Origin of the sequence: Catellatospora sp. TT07R-123 (genome assembly GCF_018327705.1) — a bacterium.
Taxonomy (GTDB): domain Bacteria; phylum Actinomycetota; class Actinomycetes; order Mycobacteriales; family Micromonosporaceae; genus Catellatospora.
Genome location: NZ_BNEM01000002.1, coordinates 1,924,579 through 1,947,020 on the forward strand (window position 1 = coordinate 1,924,579; position 22,442 = coordinate 1,947,020).

A 22,442-nucleotide genomic window follows, 5' to 3' on the forward strand; every position below is an offset into this window, starting at 1 on the left:
AGAAAGCGCAACCGGCACGTTGCCGGGTCGTTTACCGGGCGTGATCTTTCGGGTACCCGACCGGGCCGCGCTGCGCGCCGCCCTGTCCCGCCGCGCCGTCGACCGGCTGTCCCGCCGCCCCGCCGCGGCGGGCAGCAGGCGCGAGCGGTGGACCCGCGCGGCCGTCGCCTGGCACCTGCGCGCGGTGTTCCCACCGGAGGCGGGCACGCTGACGCAGACCGCGTACGGGCCGGTGCTGGCGGCCACCGCCGCCGACGCGACCCCGCTGCGGGCCCGCCGGGAGGCGCTGGAGCTGGTGCTGGACGTGCTGGCCGAGGCGGGGGTGACCCGGTTCTGCGTACGCGGGCTCGACGACCGGGCCGCCGCCGTGGCGGTCCCGCTGTCCCAGCGCCGCGCCGCGTACGCCGCCCTGCGCGCGCTGGCCCGGCACCGCCCGCTGTGGGTCGGCGCCGTCACCGAGGAGGGCGAGCTGCTGCCGCCCCGTCCGGCGGGCACCCACCACGCCTGGCAGGCCCTGTCCGGGCACCGGGTGATCCGGGTGACCCGGTTCCTGCGCGACCCGTCCGGCGCGCTGCTGTACGGCCCCGAGCACGGCTGCGACGTCGAGCTGTGGCACGCCCGCGCCGGGCGGCTGCGCGCGCCGCGCCCGAACCGGGCCGCCGACGACATCGCCGAGGACGGCCCCGAGATCGAGCTGCCCGAGGAGAGCTTCACCCGCCTGGCCGACGCGGGCGCGGCCGTGGTCCGGCCGACCCGGCCCGAGTTCGCCGGGCGGCTGCTCGACGACCTGCCGTTCCCGGTCGACGCGGTCTACACCTGGGTCGACGGCGCCGACCCAGCCTGGCGCGCCCGCCGCGACGCCGCGCTGGCGCAGCGGGGCGTGCCGCCGCAGGCCGCCGTCGACGCGCGGTTCGCCGACCGGGACGAGCTGCGCTACTCGCTGCGCTCGCTGCACCTGTACGCCCCCTGGCTGCGCCACGTCTGGCTGGTCACCGACGACCAGGTGCCGCCGTGGCTGGACCCGTGCCATCCGCGGATCACCGTGGTCAGCCACAAGCAGCTGTTCGGCGGCGCCGGGGTGCTGCCGACGTTCAACTCCCACGCGATCGAGAGCCGGCTGCACCACGTCGACGGCCTGGCCGAGCACTTCCTGTACTTCAACGACGACGTGTTCCTGGGGCGGCCGGTGCCGCCGAGCCGGTTCTTCCAGCCCAACGGGCTGACCAAGCTGTTCCCGTCCAAGGGCAAGGTCGACCCGGGCGAGCCGGTCGCCGCCGACAAGGGCGCGACCTCGGCGGGCAAGAACAACCGGGAGCTGATCGGGCGGGACTTCGGGCTGCTGCTGACGTACAAGATGAAGCACACCCCGCACGCGCTGCGCCGCAGCGTGCTGGCCGAGATGGAGCAGCGCTGGCCCGACGGGTTCGCCCGCACCGCGGCGCACCAGTTCCGCGACCCGGCCGACCTGTCCCCGGCGTCGTCGGCGTACCACTACTACGCCCTGGCCACCGGCCGGGCGGTGCTGGACCGGATCGCCAGCGTCTACCTGAGCCTGGCCGCGCCCGGCGACGCGCAGCGGCTGGACCGGCTGCGCGCCGCACGCGACCTCGACGTGTTCTGCCTCAACGACGAGGAGCCCGACCCCGGCGCCCGCGCCGTGCAGGAGCGGCTGCTGCGCGACTTCCTCGCCGGCTACTTCCCGGTCGCCGCGCCGTGGGAGCTGGACGCGCCGGGCCGGGGCTGAGCCGTGGACCGGCGCACCTGCCTGGGCCTGCTGCTGGCGGCGGGCACCACCCTGAGCACCGTCACCCTGGGCGGCGGCGACCGCTGGCCGGTCGCCGCGCCCGCCGCGCTGCCCCGGGGCGCGGGCAGCTTCCTCAACATCTGCGCCCACCCCGACGACGACCTGTACTTCCTCAACCCCGACGTGCTCCAGGCACTCGACTGCGGCTGCCCGGTGACCAGCGTGTACCTGACCGCGGGCGAGGCGGACGGCATCAACGCCGCGCAGGGGGCGGGCCACGGGGACCATCCGGTCGACTTCGCGGCGTACGCGGCGGCGCGGCAGGAGGGCATCCGGTCGGCGTACGCGATGATGGCCACCGGGGACCGCGACAGCCCCTGGCAGCGGTCCCTGCACGAGCTCGCGGGCGTGCCCGTGGAGCTGGCCGTGCTGGCCGCCGCGCCGCACGTCACCCTGCTCGACCTGAACATCCGCGCCCAGCTCGGCCGCAGCGGCCCCGCCGCGAGCAGGCTGGAGTGGCTGTGGACCGGGCGGCGCGAGCGGCAGGACTACCTGCGCCCCACCGGCAGCCTGCTGCCCGGCCCCGGGCGGCTCGACCGCGAGCAGCTGCTCGGCATCCTCGCGGAGCTGCTGGACCGGACCCGCCCCACGGTGGTGCGGACCCTGGACCCGGCGCCGGAGCACCTGCACGCCGACGGCGGCTCGCTCGCCTACTCCGATCACGACGACCACCGGCACGCGGCGTACTTCGCGCTGGAGGCGGCGCGGCGCCACGCCCGCACGGCCGACCGGCCGGTCCAGGTGCAGAGCTACCGCGGCTACTTCAACCGGTACTGGCCGCGCAACCTCAGCCCCCGCGTCTACGGGCGCAAGTTCACCTTCCTCGACGTGTACGGCTGGGCCGACGCCCGCCCCTGCGCCGAGTCGTACGGCTGCGGCGACCTCCAGGTGGGCACCGTCGCCCGGGACAAGCGCTACGGCCGCAGCCAGACCTACCGCTACCCCGGCACCACCACCTGGCTGGCCTCGCAGCCCACCGGCGGGCTGGCCGCGTTCGCGGTCTTCGCCGGGCGGGCGCTGCTGTGGTCGGGCGGCCCGGACGCCTGGGGCGCCCCGGCCGACCTCGGCGGCGACGGCCTGGTGCCGCACCTGGAGGTGGTGTCCGGGATGGACGGGCGGCTGCACCTGTTCGGGTTGCGCCAGCTCATCGAGGCGCGCCGGGAGCGGCAGGTGGTGGTGCACGCGGCCCAGGCGTGGCCGGGCGGGCCGTTCACCGGCTGGGAGGAACTGGGCAATCCGGACGGTGACGGCGTACGCGCCCGCGAGCTCGGCCTGCCCACCGCCGCGGCCGGACCCGACGGGCTGCTCACGGTGTTCACCCGCGACTTCCGGCGCGGCGTGAGCCTGCGGACGCAGCTGGCCGGCGGCGGCTGGGGCCCGTGGACCGCGCTGCCCGGCGAGGGCCTGCGCGACGCCCTGGTGGCGGCCACCGCCGGCGACCGCACCGACCTGTACGCGGTGACCGCCCGCGAGCTGCTGCGCTGGCGCCGCGACAGTCCATCCGCGACGTTCGGCGAGCCGGAACGGGTGCTGTCGGCGCCGCTGGACGGCACGCTGTCGCTGGTGCGCACGCGGCCCGGCACCGCCGCGCCGGTGCTGGTCGGCCACGCCGACGGGGCGGCGTTCGGGCTCGTCGACGGCGACACGGTGCGCACCCTGCGGGCGAACGGCGGCACCGGCCCGCTGGCCGGGGTGATCTGCGACGGCATGACGCACCTGCTGCGGCGCAACGACTCCGGCGGGGTGGACCTGAGCTTCCCGCTGCCTGCCGGGCGGCGGCCGCGCTGGTGGCCGACGGGTGCCCTGTTCACGGGTGCGCCCGCCGCGGCCCTGGACGGCGCGGGGCGACCGGTCGCGGCGATCGTCGGCGTGGACGGGCGCCTGTGGACGTGCCGCCTGGGCGGCTCGCCCCAGGCCGCCGAGTGGCGGGCGGCCGACGCACCCCCACTCTGAGCGTCATGTCGAGTATGTCCATTCAGCCCCGAACCGCCCCGGTTCTCCCCTAGCGTGGGCCTGGGCCGATTCAGCATGGTGCTGCGGCCGTCAGCCGAGGAGGCAACGCGACAATGGCGAAGAACAACCGACCCGACCGCAACTCGCGCACCGACCGCCGCAACGACGCGCCGCGTCCGGCCCAGCCGCACGCGAGCCAGCCGCACACGACCCACGCCAGCGGTGGCATGGCGGCGCATTCGGGCGACCAGCAGCGCGAGTCCCAGCAGCGCGAGCCCCAGCAGGGCACGCAGCAGCAGGGGGCGCAGCAGGCCGCGGCGACCGCGGTGGCGACCGGCGTCGCGCAGCACGAGCACACCGCCGCCGTGCCGACGGCGATGAAGTCCAAGAAGGGCAACCAGCCCAAGCACAGCCCGAAGCGCTGACGTCCCGCCTGCGGCCGGGTCCGGGCACCCGCCCGAACCCGGCCGCACCGCACCGCCCCGCGCAGGCGGCCAAGTTGCCGGGCAATCGGGCGTATCAAGTCCCTTGATACGCCCGATTGCCCGGCAACTTGCGCGATCTTGGTGCACCGCGGGCGGCGCAGGGCCGGGTCAGTGGAGTTCGGTGGCGAAGGGTTCGACGGCGGCGCGCCAGCCGGCCGGGTCGCTGAAGTGGAGCACGTGCCCGGCCAGCGGCAGCTCGGCGTAGCGGCCGTGCGGCAGCAGCCGGGCCGACTCGCGCTTGCCCTCGACCGCCCGTCCGCGCGCGGCCCCGGCCACCACCAGCGCCGGGCAGGCCACCGCCGCCAGCTCCGATCGGCGGTCCTGGGCCATCAGGTGCTCCAGCGTCGCGAGCACGTGCTCGGTACGCACCAGCGGCCGCCACCCGTCCGGCCCGCCCGCCATCACCTCCGGGAACACCCCGCCCTCGCCGGGATCGGTGCCCTCGAAGTACTCCCGAACCTTGGCCAGGGTCGGGAACGGCACCGGCCAGTCGTCGAGCCACGCCTTCCACTTCGCGATCCCGTCGTCCGGGGTGACCGGGTCCATGTCGCCGACGACGATGCCGCGCACCAGGTCGGGGCGGCGCCCGGCGAGCTGCCAGGCGGTCAGCCCGCCCATCGAATGCCCGACGACCAGCGCGGGGCCGAGCCCCAGGGCCTCGATCACGGCGACGGCGTCACCGACGTAGGCGTCGCGGTCGTACGGGCCGTCGGGCTTGTCGCTGTAGCCGTGGCCGCGGGCGTCGTAGGCGTAGACGCGGCCGTGGGCGGTCAGCCACTCGGCGGTGCCGGTCCAGGTGGCGGCCCGGTCGGTGAGGCCGTGCAGCAGCAGGATGCCGGGACCGGAGCCGCCGAGGTCGAGCACGTTGAGCCGTACGCCGCCGTGGCCCAGGACGTCCATGAGAGTTCTCCCGTTCGTGATACCTCGATTCGAGGTATACGGTAGGGCCATACCTCGAATCGAGGCAAGGAGCTCGGGGCGAGGAAAGCTCGGGGCAGGGAGAATGCGGGTGTGATCGAGCTCGCCATCCTCGGTTTCCTCGCCGAGCAGCCCCTGCACGGCTACGAGCTGCGCACGCGCATCGCGCAGCTGGTCGGGCACGCCCGCCCGATCAGCGACGGCACGCTGTACCCGGCGATCAACCGGCTGGAGAAGGCGGGGCTGCTCACCCGCCGCCACGAGGCCGGGGCGGCCGCGGCGCAGCGCCATACGCTGGAGCTCACCGAGGCGGGCCGCACCGAGCTGCACCGGCGGCTGACCCACCCCGCCGAGCTCGACGTGACCGACAGCACCCGGTTCTTCGCGCTGCTGGCGTTCCTCGGGCAGCTGGCCGACCCGGCCGCGCAGGCCGCCGTGCTGCGCCGCCGGCTCGACTTCCTGGACCAGCCCGCGAGTTTCTTCCACACCGGGGCGCGACCGCAGCGCGCGGCCGACCAGACCGATCCGTTCCGGCGGGGCATGCTGGAGGTGGCGCGCGCCACCAGCCGTGCCGAGAAGGCGTGGCTACGCGAAGCGCTGGCCGAACTCGAAACGTGAGACAATTTGCGGACCATGTCGCTCACTGATCAGATCCCCGCGGACACCGACCCCGACACCCTCTACGAGGCCTTCTCCGGCTGGGCCGAGAGCCAGGGCTTCTCGCTGTACCCGGCCCAGCAGGACGCGCTCATCGAGATCGTCTCCGGGGCGAACCTGATCCTGAGCACCCCCACCGGCTCCGGCAAGAGCATGGTCGCGCTGGGTGCCCACTTCGCGGCCATGGCCGAGGGCAAGCGGACCTTCTACACCGCGCCGATCAAGGCGCTGGTCTCGGAGAAGTTCTTCGCCCTGTGCGCGGCGTTCGGCCCGGACAACGTCGGCATGATGACCGGCGACGCCGCCGTGAACCCGGACGCGCCGATCATCTGCTGCACCGCGGAGATCCTGGCCAACCTGGCCCTGCGCGACGGCGCCGACGCCGACGTGGGCCAGGTCGTGATGGACGAGTTCCACTTCTACAGCGAGCCCGACCGGGGCTGGGCCTGGCAGGTGCCGCTGATCGAGCTGCCCGACGTGCAGTTCATCCTCATGTCGGCCACCCTGGGCGACGTCACCCGGTTCGTCGACGACCTGACCCGGCGCACCGGGCGGGCCACGGCCGTGGTCAGCTCCGGCGAGCGGCCGGTCCCGCTGATCCACTCGTACGTCACCACGCCGCTGCACGAGACCATCGAGGAGCTGCTGACCACCAAGCAGGCCCCGATCTACATCGTGCACTTCACCCAGGCCGCGGCCCTGGAGCAGGCCAGCGCCCTGATGAGCATCAACATGTGCACCCGGGCCGAGAAGGACGCCATCGCCGAGCTGATCGGCAGCTTCCGGTTCACGGCGGGCTTCGGCAAGACCCTGTCCCGCCTGGTCCGCCACGGCATCGGCGTGCACCACGCGGGCATGCTGCCCAAGTACCGCCGCCTGGTCGAGCTGCTGGCCCAGGCCGGCCTGCTCAAGGTCGTCTGCGGCACCGACACCCTCGGCGTCGGCATCAACCTGCCCATCCGCACCGTGCTGTTCACCGGCCTGAACAAGTTCGACGGCCAGAAGATGCGGCTGCTCAAGGCGCGCGAGTTCCACCAGATCGCGGGCCGGGCCGGGCGGGCCGGCTACGACACCCTGGGCACCGTCATCGTGCAGGCGCCTGAGCACGTGGTCGAGAACGAGAAGGCCGCCGCCAAGGCCGCGGGCGACCCGAAGAAGCTCAAGAAGCTGGTGCGCAAGAAGCCGCCGGAGGGCTTCGTCGGCTGGGCCCAGCCCACCTTCGAGCGCCTGGTCTCCGCCGAGCCCGAGCCGCTGACCTCCAGCTTCCACGTCAGCCACGCGATGGTCCTCAACGTGATCGAGCGTGGCGGCGACGCGTTCGCCAACATGCGCCACCTGCTGACCGACAACCACGAGTCGCGGCCCGCGCAGCGCAAGCACATCCGCCGCGCGATCTCGATCTACAAGGCGCTGCGCACCGCGGGCATCGTCGAGCAGACCGACGACGGGCGCATCCGGGTCACCAACGAGCTCCAGCTCGGCTTCGCGCTCAACCAGCCGCTGTCGCCGTTCGCCGTCGCCGCGATCGAGCTGCTCGACCCCACCTCGCCCGGGTACGCCCTGGACGTCGTGTCGATCATCGAGGCGGTGCTGGAGGACCCCCGGCAGATCCTCTACGCCCAGCAGGACAAGGCCAAGGGCGAGGCCGTCGCGCAGATGAAGGCCGACGGCATCGAGTACGAGCAGCGCATGGCCCTGCTCGAAGGCGTGACCTGGCCCAAGCCGATGGAGGAGCTGCTGGAGGTCGCGTTCGAGTCGTACCGCAAGAGCAGCCCCTGGGTCGACGACCACCGGTTGTCCCCGAAGGCCGTCGTGCGCGACCTGTTCGAGCAGGGCATGACCTTCACCGAGTACGTCAGCTTCTACAACCTCGCCCGCTCCGAGGGCCTGGTGCTTCGCTACCTCGCCGACGCGTACCGGGCGCTGCGCCAGACCGTCCCCGAGGACGCCAAGACCGACGAGCTGCTCGACCTGATCGAGTGGCTGGGCGAGCTGGTGCGCCAGGTCGACTCCAGCCTGCTCGACGAGTGGGAGCAGCTCCAGTCCGGCACCTCCACCGCCGACAAGCTCGCCGCCGCGGCCGCGGCGACCCCGCCCGCGGTCACCCGCAACGTGCGCGCGTTCCGGGTGCAGGTGCGCAACGCCCTGTTCCGCCGGGTCGAGCTGGCCGCGCGGCGGCGCTGGGACCTGCTCGGCGAGCTGGACGCCGAGTCCGGCTGGGACGCCGACGCCTGGCACGAGGCGCTGGAGCCGTACTACGAGCTGTACGACGAGATCGGCATCGGCCCCGACGCGCGCGGCCCGGCCCGCCTCATCCTGGAGCAGCGCACGGAGATCTGGCTCGCCCGCCAGATCCTCGACGACCCGGACGGCCACCACGACTGGGGCATCAGCGCCGAGATCGACCTGGCCGCCTCCGACGAGGCCGGCCACGCCGTCATCCGCATCACCGACGTGGGCCAGCTCTGACCTTCCGCCCCCGACCCACCACCCCGCGCGGGTGGTGGGTCGGTGCAGTTTCGGGGAAAGTGCACGAATCTTGGCCAGCTTTCGCGCACTTTCCCCGAAACTGCACCATCAGACGGCGCGGGCGGTGGCGAGACGCGAGCTTTCCTTGACGTTGGCCATGAGGCTGGAGCCGACCAGGACGCCGAGGGAGACCGCGACCACGGTCAGCAGTGCGGTGACCAGGTTGGACTTGCCGCCGGGGGCCAGTGCGAGCAGGCCGGTGGCGCCGGTCGTGCCGATCAGGCCGAGCGCGCCGGGGACCAGCAGCCAGAACGCGGGCAGGAACACCACCTGCGCGGGCGGGCCGCCCAGGCGCTGCACGACGATCGCCATCGGCACGATGACCAGGCCGCCGACGAAGGCGGCGAACAGGCTGTCGGCCAGCAGCCCGGCGCCGTACTGGGCGCCGTACGCGATCAGCAGGGTGAGCAGCAGCCACGGCAGCGAGCGCGACGGGGCGGAGCTGTTGATGTAGATGCCCAGCCCGAAGACGACGACGCCCACCCACGCGGCCCACAGGCCGAGCCGGTCGACCGGCGGCGCGGCGGGGACCGGTCCGGCCAGCTGCATCCCGGCGTAGATGCCGAAGGTGAGCAGGAGCAGCACGTACGTCCCGGCGACCAGGCGGCTGGCGCCGCTGATGATCGACCGGGTCACCATCTCCTGGGCGCCGAGGGTCAGCGCCGCCCCGGGCAGGAACGTGGCCAGCGGCGGGATCAGCAGGCTCGCCGGTTCGGTGCCCAGCTGCGGGCTGAACCGGTACGCCACCACGGTGACCGCCATCGCGGCGGCGACCGGCAGGGCCAGCGACAGCACCTGCACCCGGTCGGCCAGCAGCCGCATGATGCCCACGAGCAGGCCCAGCGCAGCCAGGATGGTCAGCGCCCGCGCCTCGCGGACGAACATCAGGCCGATCCCGACGGTCAGCACCCCGTGCCCGAGCACGCTCACCACCGCGCCGAACCGCGGCGGCGCCGCCATGATCTCTTCCAGCTTCGCGATCGCCTCGGCCGGCGGGATCGGCTCCGCCCTGACCTGGTCCATCAGCTTGTACAGCCGGTCGACCTGGTCCAGCCGCAGCGGCGCGGAGTCGGCGTTGGCGAAGTCGACGGTGACTCCGCCCTGCCCGGCGACCCGGACGAATACGCCCGTGGGCACCACCAGGAACTCGACGTTGCGCATCCCGTACGCGTCGGCCAGCGCCGACAGCTCCTCCGGGATGCGGCTGGCCGTCTCCCCGGCCAGGCACAGGGCGGCGCCGCACTTGCGGAAGAACTCGAGCATGTCCTCGGAGGGGAGCATCACCGCCGCAGTATCACCCAAGATCGTCCCCCGCGAAATCCCCCGCCCACAGGTAAGGAAGGGCACCTTCCAGGGCGGCCGGGCTCAGGGTTTTCGGGCGAGTAGTTGCAGGGCGTGCACGGCGTTGCCGTTCATGGTGGTGACCGGGATCGTCTCCTCGCGCAGCAGGTCGCAGGCGGACAGCAGGTCCCGCAGCCAGGCCGGGTCGTGGTGGCGGCAGGTCGCGCCGTCGTCGGTGGTGAACGTGCCGTACGGCAGCTCCGAGCCTGCGGCGTGGGCGGCGTACCGCTCGCGGTTGCGCTCGTCGTGCTGCAACGGCAGGTCGCTGACGTAGAGCAGCCCGCCCGGGGCGAGCACCCGGACCAGCTCGGCCACCAGACCGTCCTGCGCCGCGTCGGCCGGCACGCAGGTGAGCACCGCGAACAGCAGCACCAGGTCGAACGCCCCGGCGGCGAACGGCAGCACCGCACCGGGGCCGACCACGCGCAGGTCCAGCCCCGGAAAGCTCTCCCGGCCCCGGCGGACCGCCGCCGTCGACACGTCCACCCCGGTCAGCCCGGTGAACCCGAGCCCGGCCAGCTCGTTCATGGTCCGGCCGTAGCCGCAGCCGTAGTCCAGCACCCGCGCGTCGTGCGGCACCCCGTCCAGCCAGGACGGTCGCAGCGGGTGGCTGTACGTCTTCGTGGCGCCCGCGGTCTCCCAGTACGCCAGGTCGGTGTCGTCCATGCGCAGGCAGCGTAGCCGCGGCAGGTCAGCCCACGTTCACGGGCCGGAACTGGACGCTGACCCGGGGTCCGACGTGCCGGGCCGTCTTCGGGACGCAGTGCTCCCAGGTGCGCTGGCAGGAGCCGCCCATCACGACGAGGTCGCCGTGGCCGAGCGGGAACCGGATGCTGTCCCCGCCGCCGCGCGGGCGCAGCAGCAGCGGCCTGGGCTCGCCGAACGACACGATCGCCACCATGGTGTCGTGCGCGGCGCCGCGGCCGAGGGTGTCGCCGTGCCAGGCGACGCTGTCGCGGCCGTCGCGGTAGAGGCACATCCCCGCGGTCACGAACGGTTCGCCCAGCTCGGCGGCGTAGTGCGCGCTGAGCCGGTCGCGGGCCCGGGCCAGCAGCGCGTGCGGCAGCGGCTCGCCGCCGCCGTACCAGCGCAGCAGGCGGGGGACGTCGACGTCGCGGTCGTACATCTCCCGGCGGCCGGAGCGCCAGTCGACCTCGTCGAGCAGCGTCTCCAGCACCGCCTCGGACCCGGCCACCCAGGCGGGCAGGTGGTCGACCCACGCGCCGCGGGTCAGCTCGTGCCGGGTCGGGGCGAGCGGGCCCAGGCTCGCCTCCTCGGCGAGATCGAACATCGACGGCTGGTGGGCGACTGGGGCCATGGCTGCGAGAATACACCCCGGTTAGTACACCTGTGCGAGCGGTCCGCCGAGGCGGCCCGCCGACGCGACACGCCCGGGACGGCACGCGCGGCGGGGACGGTCCCGTCCCGTGGAACCCGAGCACCGTCCGGGTGGAACGGCACGCCGACCGTCCGATCCGGAAATCGAGCCGTGTCGCAGCATGCGAACCGAGGTATCGACGGGGATAGTATGCCGCCGAAGATTTAGATGAATCGTGTATGAGGGTGAGCTATGCGTCCGCTGGAAACCTCAGACCCGATCTCGGTCGGGTCGTACCGGCTCGCCGGGGTGCTCGGTGGCGGCGGCATGGGCCGCGTCTACCTCGGACACTCCCCCAGCGGCCGCCGCGTCGCGGTCAAGGTGATCCGTCAGGAGCTGGCCGCCGACCCGGTGTTCCGGCGCCGGTTCAGCCGCGAGGTCGCCGCCGCCAAGTCGGTCAGCCCGCTGTTCACCGCCGCGGTCGTCGACGCCGACACCCAGGCCGAGGCGCCCTGGCTGGCCACCGCGTACATCGAGGGACCGAGCCTGGAGCGGCAGATCGCCGAGCACGGCGCGCTGCCCGAGCCGGCAGTGCTCACGCTGGCCACCGGCCTGGCCGAGGCGCTGGCCTCGATCCACCGGGTCGGGCTCACCCACCGCGATCTCAAGCCCGCCAACGTGCTGCTCGACGACGACGGCCCGCACATCATCGACTTCGGCATCGCGCTGGACTCCGCCGACGAGCGGATGACCACCAGCGTCAACGTCGGCACGCCGTCGTACATGGCGCCCGAGCGGATCCAGGGCGAGGAGAGCGGGCCGCCCGGGGACGTGTTCTCGCTGGGGGCGCTGCTGTTCTTCGCCGCCACCGGCCGCACGCTGATCTCCGGCGGCAGCATGTTCGAGCAGATCAACCAGGTCACGCAGGGCCGGTTCGACCTGGGCAAGCTGTCGCCGACGCTGCGGCCGTTCATCGTCCGGTGCATCAGCCTGCGCCCGCAGGACCGGCCGACCGCCGTCGAGCTGGCACGCATCCTCATCGGCACCGGTGTGTCCGGCCCGACCCCGGGCTGGTACCAGCCCGGGGTCCAGCGGACGCTGCCGGCCGGACCGCACCACCCGCCGACCCCGCCCGAGGGCTGGCCGCACCCGGCCCCGTCGCGGCTGCCGCGCGTGTCCCGGCGCACCCTGCTCATCGCGGGCGCGGGCGGCGGCGCCGCGCTGATCGCCGGGGTCGCCTGGGCGCTGGGCCGCGGCAGCGGCACGCCGGACGGGCAGGCCAGCCCGGGGCCCAGCCTGCACATCGTCTCCGACGAGCCCGATCCGAGCCGCGGCGGCGCCGGCGGACGCGGCGACGTGGTCGCCCAAGCCGCGTCGCACGCCAGTGCGGACAGGCACCGGCTGGTCATCGACCGCAACGGCCGGATCGTCGGCACGGACGGCACCCGGGTCTTCGCCCGCGACGTCCGCGACGACAGGGAGCTGTGGACCAGGCCGCTCAAGAGCAGCGGCACGCTCGCCGTCCACGACTGGGGCCCGTCCGTGCTGGTCACCGGCGGCGCGAAGCTGTTCCGGGTCAACACCGTCTCCGGCGGCGTCGAGTTCGAGGTGGACACCACCAGCACCGTGACCGCCGTGCTGACCAGCACCGAGACGGCGTTCGTGCAGCAGAGCGCGAAGCTGCTGGCGTACAGCCGGGCGGGGGTGCGGGTATGGGAGCTGTCCTCGTCGGAGCAGCCGCTGGCCGCCGACAGCCGCTGGCTGGTCACCCGGCGGCAGAGCGGCGGCACCGTGACGATCACGCTGCGCGAGGCGGGTTCCGGCGACCGGGTCTGGCAGCAGCAGTTCGATGCCGGTGCGGACCAGGGGCCGCCCGGGGGCGGCGGACCGGGCGGGCCGGGCGACGGGGGCCCCGGCGGGCCGGGCGGCCCGCCGGACGACGACTGGATCGTCGGCGAGGCGCGGCTGACCGAGGACCATGTGGTCGTACGCGACCGCATGCAGGTCCGGCGGATGCGCCTGTCCGACGGCGGCACCGTCTGGCAGCGCGTCTGGGAACGTCCCGTCGCCACCATGGCGCTCTTCGGCGACCTGGTGGTGCTGGGCGCCGACCGGATCGTCACGCTACGCCAGAGCGACGGCGAGAACGCGTGGTCCGGGCCGAGCCTGCGCGGGGCCCGCGTGGCGGTCGCGCCCGACGGCGGAACCCTCTACGTCGTCGGCGACGAGCACATCGCCGCCATCACCCCCGACGGCAGGACGGCCTGGAACGCGCCGGTGCCCAACGCCGACGAGGGCGGCATCGAGGCGCTGGTGCTGCGGCCGCCGCTGGCGTACGTGGTGCTGCGCCCGCCGCCGTTCCCCGACTCCGACGAGGCCGACGTGCTGGCCGTGGCGCTGGAACCGCAGACCTGAGCGGTCAGCGCTCGGCGACGGGCTCGGCGGCGGACCCGGTCTCGGCGCGTACGGCCTGCGCGGGCACCCGCCCCGCGACCAGCGCGTCGCGGATCTCGGTCAGCAGCCGGACGTCCTCGGTGATCGGCTTCGGCTCGGGTTCCTTGCCCTGGTCCCGCCGCTCGGCCAGCCTGTTCATCGGCAGCACGACCAGGAAGTACAGCACCGCGGCCGTCAGCACGAACGTGATCAGCGCGTTGATGAACGAGCCGAGGTCGATGGCGTTCTGGTCGCCGGGAATCGTGAACTTCAGCCCCGACACGGCACCACCGGCGCCGATCATCTTGATCAGAGGCTGCAGGAACGACGCGGTGAACTGGGTGACCAGCGTCGTGAAAGCCGCACCGATCACCACACCGACCGCCAGGTCGACCACGTTGCCGCGCATGACGAAGTTCTTGAAGCCGTTCAGCATGCACCTCACCGTACGTCACCTGCGGTGATGCACCCAGCCGCGACACCGGTTCCGCCGGAATGATCAGGTGAAGCCGCTCACATCAGCCCGCGAGCACGTTCACGATCCGGCCGAACAGCGCCGGGGCGGCCGCACACACCGGCACCACCGCGCGGCGCAGCGGGCGCGGCGCGGTGGCCAGCACCAGACCACGGGTGAGCAGCCGATACGTCCGGGTGCGGCGGCGCCACTGCTGTTCGTAGCCCTCCGGCCGCCCGGCGGCCAGGGCCGCCACCGCCGCCTCGGCCTGACCGAACGCGAGGCTGATCCCCTCGCCGGTGAGCGCGTCCTCGTACCCGGCCGCGTCGCCGACCAACAGCACCCGGCCCTGCACCCGGGCCCGCACCCGCCGCCGCAGCGGCCCGGCCCCGCGCACCGGCCCGCACGCCTGCGCCCCGGCCAGCCGCGCTACCAGCCCCGGGAACCCGGCCAGCAGCCGCTCGTACGACGCCCCGGTCTGCCGGTGCAGGATCGCCACCCCGACCTCGTCCGGGGCGACCGGGGTCACGTACGCCTCGGCGTGCGGCGACCACCACACCTCGACCAGGTCGGACCAGGGCGCCACGCGCCAGTGGCGGCGCAGCCCGTAGCGGCGCGGCGAGCCGGCCGACGAGGCGATGCCCGCCGCGCGGGCCACCGCCGAGTGCAGCCCGTCGGCGCCGATCAGCCAGTTCGCCCGTACCCCCGCCGCGACGACGCCGCCCGCCTCCTGCACCAGGCCGGTCACCCGGTGCCGCACCCAGCCCACGCCCGCCCGCTGCGCCGCCGCGTGCAGCGCGGCCTGGAGCACCGTGCGGCGCACGCCCCGGCCCGGCCCCGCCGCGAAGCGGGCGTCGACGGCGCGGTCCGGCCCCCGGTAGCCGATGCCGTGGAACGGCACGCCCGGCGGGTCCACGCCCAGGTCCAGCAGCCGGGCCAGCCCGCCGGGCATCAGCCCCTCGCCGCACGCCTTGTCGATCGGGGCGTCGCGGGGCTCGGCCACCACCACCGACATTCCGGCCCGCCGCGCCAGCAGCGCCGTGGCCAGCCCGGCCGGGCCGCCGCCGACGACCAGCAGGTCGGCGTCGCGCAGGCCGGCGCCAGGGCTCACGCGGCGGCCTGCGCCAGCGCGGCGTTCTCCACCCGGATCCGCACCGCCAGCACCGCCGCGTTGGCCAGCGTGAACGCCAGCGCCGTCACCCACGCGGTGTGCACCAGCGGCAGCGCGATCCCCTCCACCACCACCGCGACGTAGTTGGGATGCCGCAGCCACCGGTACGGGCCGCGGGCCACCAGCGGCAGCCCCGGCACCACGATCACCAGCGTGTTCCACCGCTGCCCCAGCGTGGCCACACACCACCAGCGCAGCGCCTGGCTCGCCACCACCAGCGCCAGCATCGGCCAGCCCAGCGCGGGCAGGAACGGCCGGTCGGCCAGCCACACCTCGGCCAGGCAGCCCGCCAGCAGTCCGGTGTGGATCGCCACCATCGCCGGGTAGTGGCCCCGGCCGAACTCGCGGCCGCCCCGGGCCCGCGCCCACGCGGCATGCCGCCGCGACACGACCAGTTCCACCAGCCGCTCGGCCGCCACGGCGAGGATCAGCAGGGTGTACGGCAGCACGCTCACCACTCCAGCAGCACGAGCTCGGAACAGAACCCCGGCCCCATCGCGATCATGAGGCCGGGCGTGCCCGGCGGCGGCGGATCGGCCAACCCGGCGTGCAGCACGTCCAGCACCGACACCGACGACAGGTTGCCCCGGGCCGCCAGGGACATCCGCGTCGGCTCCAGCGCCGCGGCGGGCAGGTCCAGCACCCGCTGCACGGTGTCGATCACCTTCGGGCCGCCGGGATGGCACACCCAGGTGCCCACGTCGGCCGGGGACAGGCCGAACTCGGCCAGGAACCCGCGCACGTCGTCGCCGAGATACCGCTCGGCGATCGGCGCGACCTCCGTCGACAGCACGATCCGGAAGCCGCTCGACCCGATCCGCCAGCCCATCACCTGCTCGGTGTCCGGGTAGAGGCGGCTGCGCGTGGCCAGCACCCGCGGCCGGCCCGGCCCCGGCAGCGGCCGGTCGCCGCCCACCAGCACCACCGCGGCCGCGCCGTCACCGAACAGGCTGGTGGCGACCAGGTTCGCGGCGGTGGTGTCCTCCTGCTGCAACGTCAGCGAGCACAGCTCCACCGCCAGCAGCACCGCCGTGTGACCCGGCCAGGCGCGCAGGTAGTCGTGCAGCCGCGCCACCCCGGCCGCGCCCGCGACGCAGCCCAGGCCGAACAGCGGCAGCCGCTTGACGTCCGGGCGCAGCCCCACCCGCTGCGCCAGCCGGGCCTCCAGCGACGGGACGGCCAGGCCGGTGACGCTGGTGGTCGCGATCAGGTCCACTTCGGCGGCGTCCACTCCCGCCGCGTCCAGCGCGCCGCGCAGCGCGGCCTCGCCGAGTTCGAGGGCGACCTCGATGAAGTGGTCATTGGCCTGGGTGAAACCGGTGATGTCCGCGTAGCTGTCCAGCGGGAGGGCGAGGTGGCGGGTGCGCACGCCGGTGTTGCGGCCGAAGCGGGCGAAGGCTTCGCGGGACGGGTGCGACGCCGGTAGGCAGAGCTGGGCGAACTCGGCGACGATGTCCTCCTGGCGGTATCGGTGCGCGGGGAAGCGTACTGCGACCGACGCCACCTGAGGGGCGCGGACATCGACGTCACTCATCACGCGACCCTACCGCGCCGGCGGTGCCCCGCCCGTCCACCACGCCCGACGGGGGCGGTCAGCCGGCTCGTCAGCGGTTCTTGTCCTTCTCGACGAGTACGGCCAGGGCCGACATCGCGTGCTCGATGGCCGGGCGCAGGTCCTCGCGCAGGTGCAGCTGGGTCGCGTCGACGTCGCCGAGAGTGCCGCCCAGGTAGCGGTCCAGGGTCACCAGGCGCGGGCCGTAGCCGCCGCCCATGCAGTACACGGCGTCGAACAGCTGGCCGCCGATGTTGTGCTCGGACAGCGTCGTCGCGTGCTCGAACTCCAGGACCGTGGTGCCGTCCGGGCCCTCGGACAGGCGGAGCTCGATCTCGTCCGGCGCCGGGTCGCCGCCGCCCAGGGCCACGGTGAGCAGGCGCGGCGCCTCGCAGCGCAGCACCCGGCCGGGCCCGAAGTCGCCCTGGCTGAACTCGCCGCCGACGCGCAGGTCGCCCTGCACGGGGGCGTACCAGCGGGCCAGCCGCTCCGGGTCGGTGCATGCGTCCCACACGTCCTCGATGCTCGCGTCGTACACGCGGCGGAAGACGGCGCAGCGCGCCTCGCCGGCGGCGATCTCGCGCCGGTACAGCTCGATGTCGGTCTTGGCGGTCTCAGTGCTGTTCATGGCTGGTCGGTGCCTTTCGTGGTCGGGTCGGCCTGCTGCCGCTCTTGTCTGCCCCGGGCCAGTTCGGTGGCCAGGGCGTCCAGGCGCTGCGTCCAGAAGCGCCGGTAGGGATCGAGCCACTCGTCGACCTGCCGCAGGGGTTCGGCGTCGACGGCGTAGAGACGGCGCGTGCCCTCGGCACGTACCGTCGCGAAGCCGTTGTCGCGCAGCACCTTCAGATGCTGGGAGACCGCGGGTTGCGAGATCCCGAACTCGGCCTGCACCACGGCGGCGAGGTCTCCCGCGGACCGCTCGCCCGAGGCGAGCAGTTCGAGGATCCGACGCCGGACGGGATCGCCGAGGATGTCGAACGCGTGCACGTACCGACAATATACGTCCGGCCTTATATAAGCAAGGACTTAAAGAGAAGGTCGAGGTGACCCGTACCCCCGAACGGCAGTTATCCCCTCGAATCCCCCACGCCGCACCCGAGGAGTCTCCATGGGCAAGCACGCCTTCGCCGTATCCGGCATCCACTGCGAGAACTGCGCCGACCTCATCGACCAGGCCGTATCCCAGCTACCCGGCGTCCTGGCCACCCACACCAGCCACACCACCGCCCGCACCGAGGTAGACCTCTCCCCCGCGACAACCCCCGCCGACGTAGCCACCACCATCACCCACCACGGCTACCCCGCCATCCCCCTCTAACCCACCACCCACCCCGGCCCCCACCACCCGGTTGATCATGAACTTATGGCACGGGTCGACGGTGTGTCTCGGGCACAACCTCCTGATCGTCAACGCCTAAGCGAGTTGACCAGGAAGCTGTGCCCACGACACACCGTCGACCCGTGCCATAAGTTCATGATCGACGCGGAGAGGGGTGCGGCCCGGGGCCGCGGGGGCGGGCGGTAGAACGGGGTTAGCCGTGGGTTTTGCCGCGGCCGCCGGGGCCCTTTTCCTTGCGGGGCTTTACTGAGATGTCGATGGGGCTGCCGTCGAAGCCGAACTCCTCGCGCAGCTTGCGCTCGACGAAGCGGATGTAGCCCGGGTCGAGGGGGGCTGTCGTGAAGAGGACGAACTTCGGCGGGGCCACGCCGGGCTGGGTGGCGAAGAGGATGCGGGGGGCGCGTCCGCCGCGCACCGGGTGCGGGGTGGCCTGGACCAGGGCGGTCAGCCACTGGTTGAGCTGGCCCGTCGGGACGCGCTTCTCCCAGCTGGCCAGCGCCGTACGCAGGGCCGGGGCGATCTTCTCCACGGCGCGGCCGGTCTTGGCGGAGATGTTGACGCGCAGCGCCCACGGGATGCGCTTGAGCTCCCGCTCGATCTCCTTGTCCAGGTAGTGCCGCCGGTCGGCGTCGACGAGGTCCCACTTGTTGAAGGCGAGCACCACGCCGCGGCCGGCTTCGGTGACCATCGACAGCAGGCGCTGGTCCTGCTCGCTGATGACCTCGCTGGAGTCCAGCAGCACCACGGTGACCTCGGCCGCCTCGATCGCCGCCGCGGTACGCAGCGACGCGAAGTATTCGGTGCCGCTGGCCTTGCCGACGCGCTTGCGCAGCCCGGCGGTGTCGACGAACTGCCAGGTCTCGCCGCCGATGACCACCAGCGAGTCGACCGGGTCGACCGTGGTGCCGGCGACGGGGTCGACGACCGAGCGCTCCTCGTTGGCCAGCCGGTTGAGCAGGCTGGACTTGCCCACGTTCGGGCGCCCGACCAGGGCGATCCGGCGCGGGCCGCGCGGCCCGACCGCGAAGGTCTCGCGCGGAGCCTCCTTCGGGAACGCCGCCAGCACCGCGTCGAGCAGGTCGCCGGAGCCGCGGCCGTGCAGGGCCGAGACGGGCCACGGCTGGCCGAGGCCCAGCGCCCACAGGGCATGCGCCTCGTGCTCGATGGTGTTGTTGTCCGCCTTGTTGGCGATCAGCAGCACCGGCTTGGCGCTGCGGCGCAGCATGCGTACGGCCTTCTCGTCCACGTCGGTGGCGCCCACCGTCGCGTCGACCACGAACAGCACCACGTCGGCCATGGCGACGGCCGCCTCGGCCTGCGCGGCGATGGCGGCGGCGCGGTCCTTCGCGTCGGGCTCCCAGCCGCCGGTGTCCACGACGGTGAACCGGCGGCCCGCCCACTGCGCGTCGTACGCGACGCGGTCGCGGGTCACGCCCGGGATGTCCTCGACGACCGCCTGACGGCGGCCGATGATGCGGTTGACGAGGGTGGACTTGCCCACGTTGGGGCGGCCCACCACCGCCAGGACCGGCTGCGGGGCGGCCGGTTCGGCCGACACCTCAGGCTCCGCCGTCTCGACGACGACCAGCTCGGTCCATTCACTCTCGCTCATGCTGCCTTCCTTGTCGTCAGCAGCCGGTGCAGCTCGCTGACGACCTCATCGATGCCCAGCTCGGTCGAGTCGAGCACGACCGCGTCGGCGGCCTGCTGCAACGGGTTGACCTTGCGGGTGGAGTCCAGGTGATCACGGCGGGCCAGGTCGGCCTCGGTCGCGGCGTGATCGGTGGCGTTCTCGGTGCTGCGGCGGCGGGCGCGCTCGGCCGACGAGGCGGTCAGGAAGACCTTCAGGTCGGCGTCGGGGGCGACGATGTTGCCGATGTCGCGGCCCTCGACCACGATCCGGGCCGACTCGTCGATGAGCGCGCGCTGGCGCGCGACCATGACCTGCCGCACGAACGGCACTGCCGACACGGCGGACACCGCCGCGGTGACCTCGGGCCCGCGGATCGGCCCGTCGACATTCTCGCCGTTGGCGCTGATCGAGGGGTGCGCGGGGTCGGTGGTGATCAGCAGCTCCAGGTCGACCACGACCTTGGCGATGCCGTCGGTGTCGGCCAGGTCGACCCCGGCCTGCAGCACCGCCCAGGTGGCCGCGCGGTACATCGCGCCGGTGTCCAGGTAGCGGGCGTCGAGCAGCTGTGCCAGCCGCCGCGACACCGTCGACTTGCCCGAGCCCGACGGACCGTCCACCGCCACCACACAGCGCAGCTCAGCCACGACCTATCCTCCGCCCCTAGGTTTGATGCTCCCATTCTGCCCGGTGCGTCCGAAGGGTAAGCAGGCAGCCGGGTCCGGACGCGGCGCAGAACACGTCCCACCCTCCTCTGCCTGCGCACACGCCCCTGGCGGCACAACGCCACCGGCTGCCGCTTCGATCCCGGCCGGTGACCGGGTTCACAGGCCGCCGGCCTGGTCGAGGCGGTGCGCCCCGGCCCTGTCGACTTCGGCCGTGCGGCGGGCGGCCCGGGTGATCTGCTGGCCCATCAGCGCGGCCTGCTGCGCGGCGTCGCGCCACAGCTGGAGCACGGGTCCGGCGTTCGGGTCGTAGTTGGCCGCGAACGAGGCGCCCAGGGCGTCGCGGCCCCACGGCGCGGCCGTGCCGCCCGTGGCGAGCCTCTCCCCGGCACCGTCGCGCAGCCGCGCCATCCGGTCGGCGGCGTCGTGCAGGTCCGCTCCGGCGCGCACCGCCGCGTCGGGGTCGAGCCGCAGCTCACCGCCGTCCATCGTCGCCTGCCGGGCGCCAGCCGAGGGCCTCGTCGTGGCGGCGCAGCAGGCCGCCGAGGTCGCCGCCGCGCAGTAGGTCGGCCACGCCCGCCTCGGCGGGCACCACCTGCGCCGTCAGCCGCAGCACCGCCTCGCCCGCGGCGGTCTCGGCCTTCCTCGTGGTCTCGGTGATCAGGTCGGCGAGCCGGTCCGGGCGGTGGGCGTATGCCTTCTCGTGCAGGCGCAGCCTGGTGAGCTGCCCGCGGGCGCCGACGGCCACGGTGACGGTGCCGTCGGGCGAGCGTGCGGTGACCTCCAGCCCGTCCAGGCGGCGCTTGAGTTCGGCGACGTTGTCGCGCAGGTGCGTGTAGCGGCTGTGGACCTCGTCGAAGCGGGCCCGCAGCGCGGCGTTGGCGTCACGGTCGGTCGGTGGCATACACGCCTCCCAGCACGCGTCGGGACAGTTGGTCGGCCTGGCGGGTGGTCTCCGGCAGCCGGAAACCCCGGCACAGGGCAAGGGTGAGGTCGGTGGCGGCGTCGAGGCCGATGCGGTGGCCGACGGAGACGAAGACCGGCTTGACCCCTTCGCGGGTACGCAGCGCCCGCCCGAGCACCTGCCCGTCCTCGACCAGCGGCGACCAGTCCCCGCGCGCCGGGCCGGGGGCGGCGCGGACGCCGGCCGCCTCGTCGGGGCGGGCCAGCGGCGGCGGGGTCTTGGCCACCCCGAACGTGGGCAGCCCCGTGAGCACGCCGAGGTGGCAGGCCAGGCCGAAGCGGCGCGGGTGGGCCACGCCGTACCCGTCGCAGACCAGCACGTCGGGGGTGACCGTGAGCCGCCGCAGCGCCTCGACCAGCGTCGGCAGCTCGCGGAAGGCCAGCAGGCCGGTCACGTACGGGAACGTCGCCTCGCCGGGGACCGTGACCGCCTCCAGCACGGTCAGGTCGGGCAGCGCCAGCACGACCGCGGCCGCCACCACCCGCGCGGAGTCGGGGTCGTATGACACGTCCAGCCCGGCGACGGTGCGCACCCCGGTCACCTCACCATCGGGGACGACCTGCTCGCGCAGCGCGAGCTGGATGCGCTCGGCCTGCTCGGGATCGCGCGGCCACGGTTCGTGCTCGACGCGCACGGCTCAGCCCAGCCGGCGCAGCGCGTTGGCCACGACGCGGCCGGTGTCGGTGCCCAGCGGCGAGGGCAGCGCGGCCGGGTCGAACCAGCCCAGCTCGTGCGACTCCTCGCTGACCAGCTCCTGGGCCTGCGGCGGCGCGTAGACCAGGAAGATCACGTCGTGGTGGTGGTTGGGGCGGCCGCCGCACGGCACGTCGTGCACGTCGACGTCGACCGGCACCGGGTCGACGGTGAGCCCGGCGATCCCGGACTCCTCGGTCGCCTCGCGCAGCGCCGCGGCGGCCATGGTCGCGTCGCCGGGCTCGCAGTGGCCGCCGACCTGGCACCAGATGTCGTGCTTGCCGTGCAGGCACAGCAGCACCCGGCTGCGGTCGTGCGACACGATCACCGCGCTGGCGGTGAGGTGGCCGCCGGGGTGCGGCTTGGCCATGACCTGCGGCCCGAGGGCGAGCAGGTCCAGGGTGCGGCGCCAGTCGTCGTGCGCGTCGGCGGGCGGCTGCCACCCGGTCAACAGGGCGAGCGCGTCGGCGTGCAGGGTCTCGTTCACCCGGCTGATGGTAGACATCCGCGGGCCCGCGCGTTCGGACCCTGTGGAT

Annotated in this window: 23 protein-coding genes; 7 read left to right on the plus strand and 16 right to left on the minus strand. The window is 73.9% G+C overall.

The features are described from left to right. Nucleotides 1-40: 40 nt before the first annotated feature. The 3 genes from Cs7R123_RS28605 (at nt 41) to Cs7R123_RS28615 (ending at nt 4,182) form a co-directional block, all read left to right on the plus strand. The gene (locus Cs7R123_RS28605; protein ID WP_212830973.1) at nt 41-1,744 is read left to right on the plus strand and encodes a stealth family protein; all 1,704 of its coding nucleotides are present in this window, start codon (nt 41-43) and stop codon (nt 1,742-1,744) included. 3 nt (nt 1,745-1,747) lie between these two features. Further along, nucleotides 1,748-3,757: a PIG-L family deacetylase gene (locus tag Cs7R123_RS28610; protein ID WP_212830975.1), complete on the plus strand. Its 2,010-nt coding sequence runs from the start codon at nt 1,748-1,750 to the stop codon at nt 3,755-3,757. A gap of 113 nt (nt 3,758-3,870) precedes the next feature. Then, the gene (locus Cs7R123_RS28615) at nt 3,871-4,182 is read left to right on the plus strand and encodes a hypothetical protein (protein ID WP_212830977.1); all 312 of its coding nucleotides are present in this window, start codon (nt 3,871-3,873) and stop codon (nt 4,180-4,182) included. Nucleotides 4,183-4,350: 168 nt separating this feature from the next. Here the strand turns inward: Cs7R123_RS28615 and Cs7R123_RS28620 are convergent, their stop codons facing one another. Continuing rightward, nucleotides 4,351-5,142 carry an alpha/beta fold hydrolase gene (locus tag Cs7R123_RS28620; protein ID WP_212830979.1) on the minus strand — a complete coding sequence of 264 codons (792 nt, stop codon included), beginning with the start codon at nt 5,140-5,142 and terminating at the stop codon, nt 4,351-4,353. 111 nt (nt 5,143-5,253) lie between these two features. On the opposite strand from Cs7R123_RS28620, the gene Cs7R123_RS28625 reads away from it, so the two are divergent. Both Cs7R123_RS28625 and Cs7R123_RS28630 read left to right on the plus strand, forming a co-directional pair. Then, nucleotides 5,254-5,778 carry a PadR family transcriptional regulator gene (locus Cs7R123_RS28625; protein WP_212830985.1) on the plus strand — a complete coding sequence of 175 codons (525 nt, stop codon included), beginning with the start codon at nt 5,254-5,256 and terminating at the stop codon, nt 5,776-5,778. A 15-nt stretch (nt 5,779-5,793) separates the two neighbouring features. Then, on the plus strand, nt 5,794-8,286 hold the full coding sequence (locus Cs7R123_RS28630; RefSeq protein WP_212830987.1) for an RNA helicase: 2,493 nt from the start codon (nt 5,794-5,796) through the stop codon (nt 8,284-8,286). Nucleotides 8,287-8,394: 108 nt separating this feature from the next. On the opposite strand, the gene Cs7R123_RS28635 is transcribed toward Cs7R123_RS28630, so the two are convergent. The 3 genes from Cs7R123_RS28635 to Cs7R123_RS28645 form a co-directional block, all read right to left on the minus strand. Then, entirely contained in the window at nt 8,395-9,627 is a 1,233-nt protein-coding gene (locus Cs7R123_RS28635; RefSeq protein ID WP_244872473.1) for a threonine/serine exporter ThrE family protein, read from the minus strand. Nucleotides 9,628-9,711: 84 nt separating this feature from the next. Further along, complete coding sequence (locus Cs7R123_RS28640; RefSeq protein WP_212830991.1) at nt 9,712-10,353, minus strand: bifunctional 2-polyprenyl-6-hydroxyphenol methylase/3-demethylubiquinol 3-O-methyltransferase UbiG; 642 nt, start codon at nt 10,351-10,353, stop codon at nt 9,712-9,714. A gap of 25 nt (nt 10,354-10,378) precedes the next feature. Continuing rightward, entirely contained in the window at nt 10,379-11,005 is a 627-nt protein-coding gene (locus Cs7R123_RS28645; protein WP_212830993.1) for an alpha-ketoglutarate-dependent dioxygenase AlkB, read from the minus strand. A 252-nt stretch (nt 11,006-11,257) separates the two neighbouring features. Here Cs7R123_RS28645 and Cs7R123_RS28650 point away from each other — a divergent pair, with 252 nt between their 5' ends. Continuing rightward, nucleotides 11,258-13,420, plus strand: coding sequence for a protein kinase (locus Cs7R123_RS28650; RefSeq protein WP_212830995.1), 2,163 nt, complete (start codon nt 11,258-11,260; stop codon nt 13,418-13,420). 4 nt (nt 13,421-13,424) lie between these two features. On the opposite strand, the gene mscL is transcribed toward Cs7R123_RS28650, so the two are convergent. From mscL to Cs7R123_RS28680, 6 genes are all read right to left on the minus strand, one after another. Beyond that, complete coding sequence (gene mscL / locus Cs7R123_RS28655; protein ID WP_212830997.1) at nt 13,425-13,874, minus strand: large conductance mechanosensitive channel protein MscL; 450 nt, start codon at nt 13,872-13,874, stop codon at nt 13,425-13,427. A gap of 82 nt (nt 13,875-13,956) precedes the next feature. After that, nucleotides 13,957-15,003 (minus strand): NAD(P)/FAD-dependent oxidoreductase, encoded by a 1,047-nt coding sequence (locus Cs7R123_RS28660; protein ID WP_244872203.1) that lies wholly within the window; start codon nt 15,001-15,003, stop codon nt 13,957-13,959. Then, nucleotides 15,000-15,518 carry an isoprenylcysteine carboxyl methyltransferase family protein gene (locus Cs7R123_RS28665; RefSeq protein ID WP_244872204.1) on the minus strand — a complete coding sequence of 173 codons (519 nt, stop codon included), beginning with the start codon at nt 15,516-15,518 and terminating at the stop codon, nt 15,000-15,002. The genes Cs7R123_RS28660 and Cs7R123_RS28665 overlap by 4 nt, the downstream gene beginning before the upstream one ends. Continuing rightward, nucleotides 15,515-16,597, minus strand: coding sequence for a type III polyketide synthase (locus Cs7R123_RS28670; protein WP_212830998.1), 1,083 nt, complete (start codon nt 16,595-16,597; stop codon nt 15,515-15,517). Before Cs7R123_RS28670 ends, Cs7R123_RS28665 begins: the two co-directional genes overlap by 4 nt. Nucleotides 16,598-16,667: 70 nt before the next feature. Next, nucleotides 16,668-17,243 carry an SRPBCC domain-containing protein gene (locus Cs7R123_RS28675; RefSeq protein ID WP_212830999.1) on the minus strand — a complete coding sequence of 192 codons (576 nt, stop codon included), beginning with the start codon at nt 17,241-17,243 and terminating at the stop codon, nt 16,668-16,670. Further along, nucleotides 17,240-17,602 carry a helix-turn-helix transcriptional regulator gene (locus Cs7R123_RS28680; protein ID WP_212831000.1) on the minus strand — a complete coding sequence of 121 codons (363 nt, stop codon included), beginning with the start codon at nt 17,600-17,602 and terminating at the stop codon, nt 17,240-17,242. The genes Cs7R123_RS28675 and Cs7R123_RS28680 overlap by 4 nt, the downstream gene beginning before the upstream one ends. A gap of 121 nt (nt 17,603-17,723) precedes the next feature. Here Cs7R123_RS28680 and Cs7R123_RS28685 point away from each other — a divergent pair, with 121 nt between their 5' ends. Further along, nucleotides 17,724-17,933 carry a cation transporter gene (locus Cs7R123_RS28685; RefSeq protein ID WP_212831001.1) on the plus strand — a complete coding sequence of 70 codons (210 nt, stop codon included), beginning with the start codon at nt 17,724-17,726 and terminating at the stop codon, nt 17,931-17,933. 214 nt (nt 17,934-18,147) lie between these two features. Here the strand turns inward: Cs7R123_RS28685 and der are convergent, their stop codons facing one another. From der to Cs7R123_RS28715, 6 genes are all read right to left on the minus strand, one after another. Further along, on the minus strand, nt 18,148-19,566 hold the full coding sequence (gene der, locus Cs7R123_RS28690) for a ribosome biogenesis GTPase Der (RefSeq protein ID WP_212831002.1): 1,419 nt from the start codon (nt 19,564-19,566) through the stop codon (nt 18,148-18,150). Further along, the gene (gene cmk / locus Cs7R123_RS28695; RefSeq protein ID WP_244872205.1) at nt 19,563-20,231 is read right to left on the minus strand and encodes a (d)CMP kinase; all 669 of its coding nucleotides are present in this window, start codon (nt 20,229-20,231) and stop codon (nt 19,563-19,565) included. The genes der and cmk overlap by 4 nt, the downstream gene beginning before the upstream one ends. 177 nt (nt 20,232-20,408) lie before the next feature. Then, a complete protein-coding gene (locus Cs7R123_RS28700) occupies nt 20,409-20,738 on the minus strand; it encodes a hypothetical protein (protein WP_212831003.1) in 330 nt (109 codons plus the stop codon). Continuing rightward, the gene (locus Cs7R123_RS28705; protein WP_212831004.1) at nt 20,725-21,153 is read right to left on the minus strand and encodes a YbaB/EbfC family nucleoid-associated protein; all 429 of its coding nucleotides are present in this window, start codon (nt 21,151-21,153) and stop codon (nt 20,725-20,727) included. The genes Cs7R123_RS28700 and Cs7R123_RS28705 overlap by 14 nt, the downstream gene beginning before the upstream one ends. Further along, a complete protein-coding gene (locus Cs7R123_RS28710; protein ID WP_280517362.1) occupies nt 21,134-21,784 on the minus strand; it encodes an endonuclease V in 651 nt (216 codons plus the stop codon). Before Cs7R123_RS28710 ends, Cs7R123_RS28705 begins: the two co-directional genes overlap by 20 nt. 66 nt (nt 21,785-21,850) lie before the next feature. Then, nucleotides 21,851-22,411 carry an NUDIX hydrolase gene (locus tag Cs7R123_RS28715; protein ID WP_212831008.1) on the minus strand — a complete coding sequence of 187 codons (561 nt, stop codon included), beginning with the start codon at nt 22,409-22,411 and terminating at the stop codon, nt 21,851-21,853. Nucleotides 22,412-22,442: the final 31 nt, after the last annotated feature.